Source organism: Mycobacterium sp. E3339 (genome assembly GCF_001666915.1).
GTDB lineage: Bacteria > Actinomycetota > Actinomycetes > Mycobacteriales > Mycobacteriaceae > Mycobacterium.
Map to the genome: position 1 here is coordinate 68557 of NZ_LZIZ01000060.1, position 13039 is coordinate 81595.

Annotated in this window: 11 protein-coding genes and 1 tRNA gene; 5 read left to right on the forward strand and 7 right to left on the reverse strand. The window is 68.0% G+C overall.

What is annotated here, in order from left to right; all coding sequences use genetic code 11:
- Nucleotides 1–6: 6 nt before the first annotated feature.
- The gene (locus A5702_RS05425; protein ID WP_068218836.1) at nucleotides 7–921 is read right to left on the reverse strand and encodes an alpha/beta hydrolase; all 915 of its coding nucleotides are present in this window, start codon (nucleotides 919–921) and stop codon (nucleotides 7–9) included.
- A gap of 136 nt (nucleotides 922–1057) precedes the next feature.
- On the opposite strand from A5702_RS05425, the gene A5702_RS05430 reads away from it, so the two are divergent.
- Together A5702_RS05430 and A5702_RS05435 are read left to right on the forward strand one after the other, a co-directional pair.
- Nucleotides 1058–1765, forward strand: a complete 708-nt coding sequence (locus tag A5702_RS05430; RefSeq protein ID WP_082955959.1) for a 2-thiouracil desulfurase family protein — start codon at nucleotides 1058–1060, stop codon at nucleotides 1763–1765.
- Between the two features lie 79 nt (nucleotides 1766–1844).
- Nucleotides 1845–2813 carry a cation diffusion facilitator family transporter gene (locus A5702_RS05435; RefSeq protein WP_068218841.1) on the forward strand — a complete coding sequence of 323 codons (969 nt, stop codon included), beginning with the start codon at nucleotides 1845–1847 and terminating at the stop codon, nucleotides 2811–2813.
- On the opposite strand, the gene A5702_RS05440 is transcribed toward A5702_RS05435, so the two are convergent.
- The 5 genes from A5702_RS05440 to A5702_RS05460 form a co-directional block, all read right to left on the reverse strand.
- Nucleotides 2814–3890 carry a PDR/VanB family oxidoreductase gene (locus A5702_RS05440; protein ID WP_068218844.1) on the reverse strand — a complete coding sequence of 359 codons (1077 nt, stop codon included), beginning with the start codon at nucleotides 3888–3890 and terminating at the stop codon, nucleotides 2814–2816.
- A gap of 2 nt (nucleotides 3891–3892) precedes the next feature.
- Nucleotides 3893–4798 (reverse strand): alpha/beta fold hydrolase, encoded by a 906-nt coding sequence (locus tag A5702_RS05445; RefSeq protein WP_067821763.1) that lies wholly within the window; start codon nucleotides 4796–4798, stop codon nucleotides 3893–3895.
- Between the two features lie 20 nt (nucleotides 4799–4818).
- Nucleotides 4819–5727, reverse strand: a complete 909-nt coding sequence (locus tag A5702_RS05450) for a metal-dependent hydrolase (protein WP_068218847.1) — start codon at nucleotides 5725–5727, stop codon at nucleotides 4819–4821.
- Between the two features lie 16 nt (nucleotides 5728–5743).
- Nucleotides 5744–8992, reverse strand: coding sequence for a thioester reductase domain-containing protein (locus A5702_RS05455; protein WP_068218850.1), 3249 nt, complete (start codon nucleotides 8990–8992; stop codon nucleotides 5744–5746).
- A gap of 412 nt (nucleotides 8993–9404) precedes the next feature.
- Nucleotides 9405–10391 carry a diacylglycerol kinase family protein gene (locus tag A5702_RS05460; protein WP_068218853.1) on the reverse strand — a complete coding sequence of 329 codons (987 nt, stop codon included), beginning with the start codon at nucleotides 10389–10391 and terminating at the stop codon, nucleotides 9405–9407.
- Nucleotides 10392–10477: 86 nt separating this feature from the next.
- Between A5702_RS05460 and A5702_RS05465 the strand changes: the two genes are divergently transcribed.
- Together A5702_RS05465 and A5702_RS05470 are read left to right on the forward strand one after the other, a co-directional pair.
- On the forward strand, nucleotides 10478–11347 hold the full coding sequence (locus tag A5702_RS05465; protein WP_055404233.1) for an oxidoreductase: 870 nt from the start codon (nucleotides 10478–10480) through the stop codon (nucleotides 11345–11347).
- A gap of 85 nt (nucleotides 11348–11432) precedes the next feature.
- Nucleotides 11433–12347 (forward strand): DMT family transporter, encoded by a 915-nt coding sequence (locus A5702_RS05470; RefSeq protein ID WP_068218855.1) that lies wholly within the window; start codon nucleotides 11433–11435, stop codon nucleotides 12345–12347.
- Nucleotides 12348–12354: 7 nt separating this feature from the next.
- Here A5702_RS05470 and A5702_RS05475 read toward each other — a convergent pair.
- Nucleotides 12355–12438 (reverse strand) — tRNA-Tyr (locus A5702_RS05475).
- 69 nt (nucleotides 12439–12507) lie between these two features.
- Between A5702_RS05475 and A5702_RS05480 the strand changes: the two genes are divergently transcribed.
- Complete coding sequence (locus A5702_RS05480) at nucleotides 12508–12999, forward strand: YajQ family cyclic di-GMP-binding protein (protein WP_055404229.1); 492 nt, start codon at nucleotides 12508–12510, stop codon at nucleotides 12997–12999.
- Nucleotides 13000–13039: the final 40 nt, after the last annotated feature.

Below are 13039 nucleotides of genomic sequence, written 5' to 3' on the forward strand. Positions count from 1 at the left end.
ATTTCGTCAGGCACACCGCATCAAGTGGCGACACAGAAACGCCGTCTCCACCGCGCTGATCTCTTCGAAGAGCGATCCGGTGTAGACATCGAAGTGCCCCGCCGGATAGCGATGCAGTTCAACGCTTTTGATTCGCGACGCAACCGTCGCCGCGAACCTGGGCGAGGCTTGCAAGTCGTAGTCCCCCACGCACATCAGCACCGGCATCTGCAACTTCTCCGCCGTACCTTGGTGGTAGCGCGGCAAGGTAAACAGCATGCGGGGTGCCAATGCATTGCGCCAGCCGACGGCTTCGCCGCCCAGCGCCTCGAACGCGAATTTGGCCTCGGGCTCGGTGAATACCGCAACCTCACCGGAATCGCTTACGACGGGAACCAGATAGGGCCTTTGACCCAACTTCGCGCCAATCACATCGCGCACCGCGGCGACGGTGAATTGCAGCGTCCGCCGCGTCACATCCCAATCGAGACGCTCGCGTAGCCGGCGGCCGCGGTGCCAGCCGTCGATGAGCGGGACCTGTGACACCACGGCGGCGATTGCCGGGTCCGTTGCTGCGACGGCCAACACGTGGCCACCGCTGAGCGAGGTACCCCACAAAGCGACCCGGCGCGGATCGATGTCCTCGCGGCCGCGCACGTATCGCACGGCTGCCCGGTAGTCATCTTGTTGTTCGGCAACGTCTATCACTTGGCGAGGCTCGCCCCCACTGGCCCCGAAATGCCGATAGTCGAACGCCAACGCCGCCAGGCCCGCCTTGGTGAACTTCTCCGCGTACGCGGGCAGCCCGAGGCGCTTGGTGGCGCTCCCGCCGTGTCCCATCACCACGCAGGCGAGGCTGTCACTCGCCCCGGCGGGCAAATAGACGTCGGCCGCACACGTCACCCCGTTCGAGTCGAAGGACACTTCCTCGAGCACTGACACGTCGGTTCCGCTCTGGGTGGCTACAGCTTGGTCCTAATTTGTCCCACGACGAGGCCCCCCGCCAGAACCAACAGGACCCGACCTTCGGTGACCTTGGCCCCTACTGAACGTCCATGCGGACGTCGATGCTCTCGGTATGCGTGGCAGGCGACCGCAGCTGCTGCTCGACCAATTGCGTGACGAGCGCGGTCGACGAGTCATGCTCGTCTCGCACTGCCTGCTGAACGAAAACACGCGTTACGCCGGCGGCGCCACCCGAGCGGGTGCGGTAGTGGAGGCGGTCGAGGAGCTGATGAACGCGGGCTACGGGGTTCACCAGCTGCCATGCCCGGAGCGGCTGGCTTGGGGTGGCGTGCTCAAGCCCCACAGCCTGCCCCTGTACCACTCCAAGGGCGGGTTCCTGTATCCGCTGCGCGCTGTGTTGCTGCGCGTGTTCGTGGTCTGGACCCGCCTCGTCTACCGGCGAACGGCGCGGCAAGTCGTTCGCGACGTGGCCGACTACCAGCAGTCCGGGATCGCGGTCGCCGGCGTGATCGGAATCGGTGCCTCACCTTCTTGCGGGGTGGCAACCACATTGGACATGCGGGCCTCGCTGGAGGTGGTCGCGTCCTGTCCGGCCGCAGCCCTGACTCGCGATGTGATGAACGAGCGCGCCGTGCTGGCGTGCCGCCGCCCGGGCGAGGGCTTGTTCATCGCCGCGCTGGATCGGCAGTTCCGCCGCCGGGGCTTGGCGATTCCGGCGCTCGAGCACGACCTCGCCGCGGAGCTTCGCGGTTCGCCGCAGGCCCTGCTCGCCACGGGACCGAAGCGGACCCTGGGGGTGCCCGGCGGAGTCAGCGGTTGAATTGCAAGGCGAGGTTAACACCGCCGGCCCGGGTGGCTTATTATCTGCGTATGCATGCAGATAAGCGGGCAATACGCGGATGAACGCGGACGGCGACCACGGTCACGGGCATGCCCACGGACTTCGCGGCATCCTCACGCACGCCCTCGTCCCGCACAGCCACGATGCCGCCGACAGCGTCGACACGGCGCTGAAATCCAGCGCCGCCGGCATCCGGGCCGTCAAGATCGGGCTCGCTGGCCTGGGCGCGACCGCCGCCATCCAAGTGGTCATCGCCATCCTTTCCGGATCCATCGCCCTGGCCGCCGACACCATTCACAATTTCTCGGACGCGCTGACCGCGGTGCCGCTCTGGATCGCGTTCTCGCTGGGCCGACGCGCGCCGACCCGCCGCTACACCTACGGCTACGGGCGCGCCGAGGACATCGCCGGCTTGTTCGTCATAACCATGATCGCCCTGTCGGCGATCGTGGCCGGCTACGAAGCGGTCCTGCGGCTCATGCACCCCGTTGCCGTCGAGCACGTCGGCTGGGTTGCCGCGGCCGGCGTGATCGGCTTCCTGGGTAACGAGGGCGTGGCGAGCTACCGGATTCGGATCGGCCGCCGCATCGGCTCGGCCGCCCTCGTCGCCGACGGCCTCCACGCGCGAACCGACGGATTCACCTCGTTGGCAGTGCTTTTCGGGGCGATCGGTGTTGCTCTCGGCTACCCGATCGCGGACCCGGTCGTCGGCATGATCATCACGGTGGCGATCGTGGCGGTGCTGTACCGCGCGGTGCGCGACATCTTCCGCCGGCTCATGGACGCGGTGGACCCCGCGCTCGTCGATATCGCCGAAGCGTGCCTTGCCGCTCGGCCCGGTGTCCGCAGTGTGCGAAGCGTCCGGATGCGCTGGATAGGTCACCAGCTGCACGCCGACGTGGAACTCGACATCGATCCCCGCACCAGCCTCGAGGATGCCCACCGCATCGCTCACGACGCCGAACACGAGCTCACCCACGCCGTGCCAAAACTCAACAGCGCGCTCGTGCACGCCTACCCGGCTTGATCAGGCGTCGATCACCAGGCGATCGCCCTTGGCCCGCGACACGCAGACCAGCATCTCGCCGTCGCCCTCCGTGGCGCGGCCACGCCGATCCACCTCCCCGGCAAGCACTTTCACCTTGCAGGTGCCGCAGAACCCTTGCTGGCACGAGTACGCCGTCGTCGGGTCGCCGTCGCGCATGACGTCCAGCGCCGACCGGTTCGCCGGGACGGCGAGCACCCGCCGCGAACGGGCGAGTTCGAGCTCGAACGGGACACCGTCGACGACGGGCGGCGGCCCGAACCGTTCGTAATGCAGTGGCGCGTGGGCGTGTTGGTCGCGCAGCACGCGCACCGACTCGAGCATGGCGGTCGGGCCGCACACGTAGACGGCCGTCGTCGGACCCGCGCCGGCGAGCAGTTCCGACGCGGCGGGGATGCGGCCGCGCTCGTCGTCGGCCCACACCGTGACCCGCTCGGCCGCCACCGCCAGCAGCTCGTCGAGCAGCGGCATGTACTCCCGGCTGCGCCCGGCATACACGGCGCGCCAATCGATTCCGTGCTGCTGGGCGAGTCGAATCATGGGCAGGATCGGTGTCACGCCGATGCCGCCGATCACGAACAACACCTCGCGCTCGTCGGTGACGAGATAGAACGCGTTGCGGGGGCCCTCGAACTCGATCGCGTCGCCGACGGCGAAGGTGTCATGCATTTCGATCGAGCCGCCACCGCCGTCGGCGATCCGGCGCACCGCGATGCGGTAGTCGGTGCGCCGCCCGGGCGGACCGCACAGTGAATACTGGCGGCGGCGGCCCGAAGCCAGCCGAACGTCGATGTGCGCGCCCGGGGTCCAGGACGGCAGCAACCCGCCTTGCGGGTCGGCGAGCGTCAGGGCGACCACGTCGGGCGTGAGGACTTCACGCTTGGTGACCACCGCGGTGGTGGTCCGCCGCACCGGCAGCACCCGCGACGGGCTCCACCGCGAGGCCGAGGCCAAACCGCCGAAGAGGGTGCCCACCCCCCACAGCGCCGTGTAGAGGCGATCGCGCCTGGGCCGGCCGTACAGGTCGGCGGGTCTGCTACTCCAAATCGCCTGTGCCACAGCTACTTTCCTACGCCAACGGTGTTCTGGTCGACCCACTCGGCCGTGAGCCCGGCGATGACGTCGGGGTGCGAGGACACCACCCAGTGGCCACCCTCGATGTCGACGACCCGACCGTGGGGCGGTATCGAGCCGGTGAACCGCTGCAGGGGCGGGGAGACGAAATAGTCCCTGCGCGCCACCAACACCTGCACGGGGACCTTGGTCTGCGGCAGCTCCTTCCCGGGCGCCAGGAACGGCCCGGGCATGTTGGCGCGGTACAGGTTCAGCCCGTTGACGTAGTCGCGGGTCGACCGGGTGGTCGCCGCGCGCCGTCGGTCGGTCCGACGTGGCCGGCCGATGAGTTCGACCCCGGCGAAAACCGTGACGCTGGCCCGGGTCCAGATCGCCACCTCGGGCACCCCCGGGCACAGGAAGAACCAGATGTACGACGACGCCAACGCCTGCTTGAGCACGTCGAACACGCCGCGGGGCGTGCGGGCGGACCGCAGGAACTTGCCCGCATAGTTCAGGTGCGGCCCCGAGATCGACGTGAACGAGGCGACCCTGCCCATCACCGCGTCATCGGTGACCGCCGCCCAGGCCTGGATCGACCCCCAGTCGTGCGCGATCAGGTGAACCTGGTCCACCCCGAGGCTGTCGATCACCGCGCCGATATCCGAAACCAGTTGCGGCAGGCGGTATCCCGCGCGGCGCCTCGGCCGCGACGATTCACCGGCGCCCCGCACGTCGACGGCCACGAAGTTGTAGCGGTCGCCGAGCGCGTCGGCGACGCCGTCCCACACGTGGTGGTTATCCGGGTAGCCGTGGATCGCCAGGATCGTCGGGCGCCCCCGATCGAGCTCCGAGTGGGCGTGGACGGCCAGGGACACGCCGTCGGAGGCGATTACGTTGGTGGGCTGAGTCATTCGTGCGTACTCTCCGATGCTCAGTGCGCGGCGCGGGCTGCCGGTGATCGGGCCAGGTAGTCGACCGCGCGGCCCACCCCGCCCAGTTTGGACGGGTGGAAGCTCGGCGTGTAGTAGGCGCCGATGACCCGCAGGAACTGGAAGGGCCCGGGCACCAGGCCCCGCCGCGCCGCGCTGAAGTAGTCGCGCCAGCGCGGTTTGGTGCCCGGCGGCAGATACGGGTCGACCGAGTACATGAACCGCACGCCGCGGACGAACAGCCACAGCAGCGCCGGCGTGATCAGCAACTGGGTGCGCACCTGGCGCCAGTACCCGGCGCGCAGGTGCTTCATGGTGTCGAACGCGACGGCCTTGTGCTCGACCTCTTCGGCGCCGTGCCAGCGCAGCAGGTCCAGCATCACCGGGTCGGTGCCGAACGCGTCGTGCTGCGGGGTGTCGAGAATCCACTCGCCCAGGATCGCGGTGTAGTGCTCGAGCGCCGCCACCATCGACACCCGCTCGAGCAGCCAGCTCTGCCGTCGCCGCCACCCCCACCCCGGCCGGTCGCCGATGAGTTGCGAGAACAGCCAGGCCATCTGGTCGGTGAAGGGCGTGACGTCGACGCCCTTGGCCGCGAAGTGGTCCAGCACCCCGGAATGGGCCTGGGAGTGCATGGCCTCCTGGCTGATGAAGCCCTGCACGTCCAGCCGCAGCTGATCGTCCTTGATCAGCGGCAACACGTTCTTGAACGCGTCGACGATGAACTCCTCGCCGGCGGGCAGCAGCAGGTGCAGCACGTTGCAGAAGTGGGTGGTGAAGGGCTCGTTGGGCACGTAATAGAACGACAGTTGCGCCCAGTCGAAGTCGACGTCACGGGCCTGCAGGACGATGCGCTCGTGGTCGAGCGCGGCGTCATGCGGACCGGTCGCCTGGTCGTCGACGGTGAACATGGTTTTACCCCCTCAGCTACGCGCTGCGTTGCGCCTCGGCCTCAGCCTCGGTGATCAGGCGCTCACTGCGCAAGAACCGGACGAGATTCTCCACGGTCTCGGTGAGCGCCGGCTCACGCAGGCGGACCGTGGCCAGCTCGCGCGCGCGTTGGTACTGGCTGTTGCCGTAGCGCTTGTCCCGCATCGCCGCGATCTTGTCCGCCGAGCGGGTGAGGAAGTCGACCAGCGGGTAGATCGGGTCGCGCGGCGTGCACCGGCGGTTCATCTCGGCGGCGAAGGACGAGATGTCGTGGTATTCGAAGCGGTAGCCGTAGCGCTCGGACAAGACCCTGGTGATGTCGGTCATGTTGTAGTAGTCGTCCGCGGTCATATTGAAAACATTGCCGTAGACCGTGTCGTCCCTCGGCAAGCCCATCAGCGCGACGATGTGATCGGCGATGAGGTCCGCCGGCAGCAGGCTGAGCTGGTTGAGCGCGTTGGCGGCGACGCCGTGCTCGATCATGAACGCCACCGTGCGCACCAGGATGTCGTCACCGCTGCCGAAGCCCGCCCCGGTCGGTGAGATCAGCGACGGCCGGAAGATGCGCACGTCGAGCCCCTGGCGCTGGGCGGCGAACGCCAGCTGCTCGGCCACCCACTTGGTCTGCGAGTAGCCGAAGTCCAGGGCGTTCATCTCCAGGTTCGCGTCGGACTCGCCGACCACCGGCTTCACGCTCCAGCCGTAGATGAAGGTGCTGGAGACAAGGTGAAATGCCTTGCGGTGGGCGGTCATTGCCAGGCGCAGCAGCTCGTGCGTGCCGATCACGTTGGCGGGTCGCAGGGCGTCGTAGGTCCTGACGTAGTTGACCAGGGCGCCGTTGTGGACAACGGCGTCGACGGTCTCGGCAAGTCGCTGGAAACCTTCCTCGCCGAGGCCCAGCTGTGGCTCGGCCAGGTCGCCGCAGACGACGCGCACCCGCCGCCGAACCTCGGCCTCCAGCGCCGGTGACCACAACTTGGCCTTGCGCAGCGACGCGACGATGCGGTCCAGCCCGTGCGCGGAGTCCGTGGCGCGAATCAGCGCGTGGACGGTGAACGACGTCCGGCCGAGCAGGCTGGCGACCAGGAACGGCCCCAGGAAACCGGTCGCACCCGTCAGCAGGATGTCGGTGGGCGCGCCCGGCCGCGCCGGCGGCAGCGCGGGCAGCGGAAGCCGCGCGTCGGCCCGCATCCGCGCCGTCTCGTACGCCTCGTACTCGGCCGAAATCTTGTCCAGCGCCTGACGCAGCGCGTCCAGCGGCTGTCCCGAGCCGGCACCGAACTGCCGCATGAGCGCGAAGAACTCGGCGACCGTCAGCCGCTGCAGCAGGCGGGTGTTCACCTCCTCGGCCAGCTCCCCGGCGCCGTGCTCTTCCAGCAGGGCCTGCAGGTCGGCGCGCAACTCGGCGAGCGCGAGCGAGTCGATGCCGAGGTCGGCGAAGGAGCAGTCCTCGTCGCCGGTGAGGTCGTAGCTCTCGATCAGGTTGCGGAACCGGTCCAGCGGGCCCCCGGTGAGCTCGGATCCGTCGTGCGTCGGGTGCGTGTAGGTCGCCAGCACGGGTAGCTCGCCGCCCACCCAGAGCTGCCGGGTCGAGGATCGCCTGATCTTCCCCGAGGTGGTTTTGGGAATGGTGTGCGGCGGCACGAACGCGATGGTGTGCGGGTCGATGTGGCCGTGCCGGCGGATGGCGCGCGCCAGCGCCTTGCCGTCCGGCAGCGCGTCGGGGTCGCGCACCTCCGCCACCACGGTCAGCACCTCGGAATCGTCGCGCTCCACCGCGAAGGCGGCGACGCAGCCGCCGCGGACCTGCGGGGCCGACCGCTCGACGATGGCCTCGATGTCCGACGGGTAGCAGTTGACGCCGCGCACGATGATGAGGTCCTTGCTGCGGCCGCAGACGAAAAGCTCGCCCTCGTAAAGGAATCCGAGGTCGCCGGTGCGCAGATAGCTGTGCTCGGTGTCGCCGGGGATGCGGGCCGCGAACGCCTCCGCGGTCAGCTCGGGGCGATTCCAGTAGCCGCCGCCCTTGGACGGTCCGTCCAGCCAAACCTCGCCGACCCGGCCCTCGCCGAGGGCCTGCCCGGATTCCGGATCCACGATTCGCACCACGTTGCCCTCGATGGGCTTGCCGCAGCTCACCACCGGCGCCTGGTTGCTGTTCTCCGGCTGCGCCTTTTCGACCCGCGCCAGGTTGCGCTCCAGCGCGCGCTTGTTCAGCGCCAGGGTCTGGCGGCCGCGAAGCGATACGATCAGGGTGTTCTCGGCCATGCCGTAGGCGCCGGTGAGCGCGTTGGGCTCCAGGCCGTAGGGCGCAAAACGCTCCCGGAACCGCGCAAAAGTGCTGGCGCGCAACGGCTCTGCGCCAACGACGATGCTCTCCAGGCTGCTCAGGTCGACCCCGGCCAGCTCGGAGGTGGGCAGCTTGTCCTCGCGCAGGCAGTACTCGAGGGCGAAGTTGGGCACCGGCGTGTGGGTGGCGCGCACGTCGCTGATGAGCCGCAGCCACGCCGACGGCCGCTTCAGGAAGTCCAGCGACGACATCGCGTGCGTGGTGCCGCCGACCAGCAGGATGAACAGGTAGGCGGAGATCAGGCCCATGTCATGGTGTTGCGGCAGCCAGCTGACCAGCACCTCGCCGCCCTTGAACGCCGAGGCGTTGGCGATCACGTTGGCGTGGCTGACGACCACGCCCTTGGGATCGCTGGTCGACCCGGAGGTGTACTGCAGGAAGAGCACCGGCCCGGGCGTGTCCGGGACATGGGCGCCGCCGAACTCCTGCGTGCCGTCGGTGCCGAACCAGGGCAGTTCCGGCGGCCGCTGGGCCTCCGGCCAGGCCGACCCGCCGTCGAAGTGGTTGAGCAGCAAGCGGTAGTCGTACTCGAACTGCTTGGTCGACAACACCGCCTTGGCCTGGCAGTCCCGCGCGATGAACGCGAGTTTGGCCAATCCCGACTCGAACGACATCGGCAGCGGGGGGCTGACCGGCACGGCGATCACCCCGATGCGGGCGCAGGCGTAGAACGCCGCGATCATTTCCAGGCCGGGCGGGTAGACCAGCAGCGCGCGATCGCCCTGGCGCAGACCGGCTTCCGTCGACAGGTAGGCGGCCAGTTCCCGCGTGCGCTCCGCGAAGCCGCGGTAGGTGTAGTGCTCCTGCTCGCGGCCCTCGTCGTCGAGGAAGCGGAAGAGGGTCTTGTCCGGTGTCTGGGTTTCCCGCATGTGCAGGTGATCAATGAGCGTCTCCATGGCAGGAGCCACCCCCTTCCGGGTCCACTATGAGCCATAAGAAGTTTCGTATCAATTGATAACGCCCAATGTAGCGCCGCGGATGGCCGCCAAGCAAAGCGAGGAGCGGCATTTTCCGGCATGACACATTAATTTCACAGCATTGGCCAATCCACCGCCGCGAATGGGCACTCGCCAGCTCAGCAACTACGGACTTCAGTATCTCAGTTACGCCTATCACCTGGGATTTCCCTGCGGGCTGCCTCCTCAAAGGCGTGGATACTGACTTACGCAATTGCGATAATCATGAATGGCCATCCTTTTGCCGCTAGGTGTTTCTTGTGTCATTTCTCATCCGCACCGCAAAGGGCATTGAGCCGTTTACAAGACCGCCATTTCGCGGTCCCGGCTCCGGAACTACTGAGGTACGGACTCAGCCGACCCGGGCGACGCGGATCCGCGGGCCGGCGCGGGCCACCAGCCGGACGACCCCGACGAACCGTTCGCCGTCGATGATCGGGGAAAGAGGCTCCCCCTCCGCCTCGATGACCATTTCGCGACCGTTGACGTCGCGCACGCCGGGGCCCCGCAGCGTGCCGTTGGTGAGCGCCGCCGGCAGCTGCACGACGATCCTCGAGGGCCGGATTTCGCCGGCCTGAAAATGCAGCGCGCCGGGATTCTCGGCCTTCGGGAAAAGGCGGAACGGCCCCCCGATTCGCAGGTCGATCGCACCCGCGTGCAGCACGCGGTGCGTCCGCGACGGAACCTCCTCGCCGTCGATGACCACGCGGGCACGCGTCGGGGTGAACAGCACCGACGAGTAACTGGCGGCCGGCGAACGGCCGACCTTGGACGCCAGATAGTCGCGGAACGAGCGGCCGATCACCTTCACAACCTCGCCGCGGCCGTGTTCGGCTTTTCCGTAATACATGTCGTAGAACCGGTTTCCGACTCCCCCGGCGGCCAGCCCGAAACACAGGCGATGGAACGCGGCGCCGTCCTCGGTTTCGCCGTCGAGTCGCAACGTGTCGAGGTGCAGCTCGGCCGGCGGCCTTTGGGCCGCGGCGGCGGCGGCCAGCGCCCGGACGATGGCGTCGGGGCGGCCACGCACCCGCGCCTTGCGCGCGACGGCGTTGACGCTGCCGCCGTTGGTGGGCACGAACGTCGGCCAGCGCTCGGAATCGCTTTCCCCGCGCTCGATTTCGTTGATCAGCCAGTGCAGCGCGCCGTCGCCGCCGTCCCCGACGAGGTGAGTGACCCGCGGGCGCAGCTCGTCCAGGGTCTTGCCCAGGTCCTCGATCGAGGAGGTTTCGTGAACCTCGCCCCACGAGCCGACGATGCGGCGCAATTCCGCGACGCGGTCACCCCGCGCGCGGCGATTCCTGCGCGCGAGCGGATTGACGATGACCCCCAGGTACATCCGCTCAGATGGGATCCCGCCGGCCATCCCACGCACGATACCTGCGGCGTTCCGGTGGGCGGGATCACGTCGTTAGGGTGGCTGCCATGCCTGGTTGGACCGCAGCAGATCTGCCCTCGTTCGCCGGACGCACGGTCGTGATCACCGGGGCCAACGCCGGACTGGGCGAGGCCACCGCCCGCGAATTGGCACGGGTGGGCGCCCGCGTCGTCCTGGCGGTGCGCAATACCGAGAAGGGCAAGGCCGCGGCCGAACGGATGACCGGTGAGGTCGAGGTGCGCCAACTGGACCTGCAGGACCTCAGTTCGGTGCGCCGCTTCGCCGACGAGATGGGCGCCCTTGACGTGCTGGTGAACAACGCCGGCATCATGGCCACCAAACACGCCGTCACAGTCGACGGCTTCGAGGGCCAGATCGGCACCAATCACCTGGGCCACTTCGCGCTGACCAACCTGCTGCTGCCCAAGCTCGGCGACCGGGTGGTGACGGTGTCCTCGCTGATGCACCACTTCGGCTACATCAGCCTCAAAGACCTGAATTTTCAATCCCGCCCGTATTCGGCGTGGCTGGCCTACAGCCAGTCCAAGCTGGCCAACCTGCTGTTCACCAGCGAACTGCAGCGGCGCCTCGAGGCCGCCGGTTCTGCGCTGCGCGCCCTGGCCGCCCATCCCGGCTGGTCGCACACGAACCTTCAGGGCAACTCGGGCCGCAAATTCGGCGACGCGGCGGTGTTGGCCGTGGATCGCATCGTGTCCACCGACGCCGACTTCGGTGCCCGGCAGACGCTGTTCGCGGTGTCCCAGGATTTGCCGGGCGACACCTTCGTCGGCCCGCGGTTCGGCCTGTACGGCCGCACCCAGCCGACGTGGCGCAACTGGCCGGCCAAGCGGGCGGGCACGGCGACGGCGCTGTGGGAGCTTTCCGAGCGGCTCACAGGCACCGCTTTCCCGCTCTGATGACGCGCTCGGCGGGCGGTTCGCCGTAGCCCGGCTAGATTGGTGAGCAAATCCATGCAGCGACGCCCACGCGAGGAGGTAACCCATGTCGGACACTGATATGGCGGCGATCCTTGCCCTCCTTGCCGCGCTGGCGTCGGCGATCGGCAACGTGGTCCGCCAGCGGTCCGCGCAGGAGGTCACCGACAAACCGGTCGGTCACCTGGCGCTGTTCGGCATGTTGTTGCGCGACAGGCGTTGGTTGTTGGGCGGACTGGGCGACATCGCCAGCTACGTTTTGCTGGCCGCGGCCCTGGACAAGGGCTCCGTGCTGCTCGTGATGTCGCTGCAGGTGACCTCGTTGCTGTTCGCCCTGCCGATCTATGCGCGGATGAGCCGCCACCCGGTCACCCGCGGGGAGTGGATGTGGGCGGTGTTACTCACCGCGGCGTTGGTGGTCGTCATCGCGGTCGGTGATCCGACCGGCGGCCAGCAACGCGCGGCGGCCCAGGTCTGGCTGATCGTCGCGGTGGCGATGGCCCCGCCGCTGTTGTTGGCGATGGTGGGCGCCCGGATCTGGTCGGATCGCCCGGTGGCCGCGCTGTTGCTCGCGGCGGTCGCCGGTTCACTGCTCGCGGTGTTCGCGGTGCTGATGAAGGGCGTTGTCGACATCATCGAACACAACCCCGAACAGTTGTGGACCAGGCCCGAGGTGTACGGCTGGGTGTTCTGCGCGGTGGCCGGCATGATCATCCATCAATCGGCTTACCGCGCAGGCGCTTTGACGGCCTCGCTGCCGACGATCATCGCCGCCAAGCCCATCGTGGGCGCGGTGCTGGGGATCACCGTGCTCGGCGAGACGTTGGACGCCCACGGCTTTGACTGGGTGGTGCTCGCGGTGGCCGCGGTGTTGGTGATCGTCGCGACGGTGGGCCTGGCCCGCGGCGAGGCGGCGACGGTGTCGGCGGGTGCCGGCCGCGACGTGCGGATCGACGACGGGTCGAGAGTGTCGCCGCTCTAGCGAACCTTGGTGGCAGGTACAGGATTCGAACCTGTGAAGCTTTCGCGACGGATTTACAGTCCGCTCCCATTGGCCGCTCGGGCAACCTGCCGCCAGACAGGTTACAACGAGGGGGTAGACAAAGCACAAACGGCCATCACCGGATGAAGGGACGGATCGAATGGCGGACTCATCGTTCGACATTGTCAGCAAAGTCGAGCGCCAAGAGGTCGACAACGCACTCAACCAGGCCGCCAAGGAGCTGGCCACTCGCTTCGACTTCCGCGGCACCGACACCACGATCGCATGGAAGGGCGACGAGGCGATCGAGCTGACGTCGTCCACCGAGGAGCGCGTGAAGGCCGCCGTCGACGTCTTCAAGGAGAAGCTGATCCGGCGCGACATCTCGATGAAGGCTTTCGACGCCGGCGAGCCGCAGGCGTCCGGCAAGACCTACAAGGTCAACGGCACCATCAAGCAGGGCATCACCAGCGAGAACGCCAAGAAGATCACCAAGCTGATCCGCGACGAGGGTCCCAAATCCGTCAAGACCCAGATCCAGGGCGACGAGATTCGCGTCAGCAGCAAAAAGCGCGACGACCTGCAGGCCGTCCAGGCGCTGCTCAAGCAGGCCGACCTGGACGTCGCGCTGCAGTTCGTCAACTACCGCTAGCCCCATACGTTCGGTTCGTGCAGTAGAATGAACTGCACGA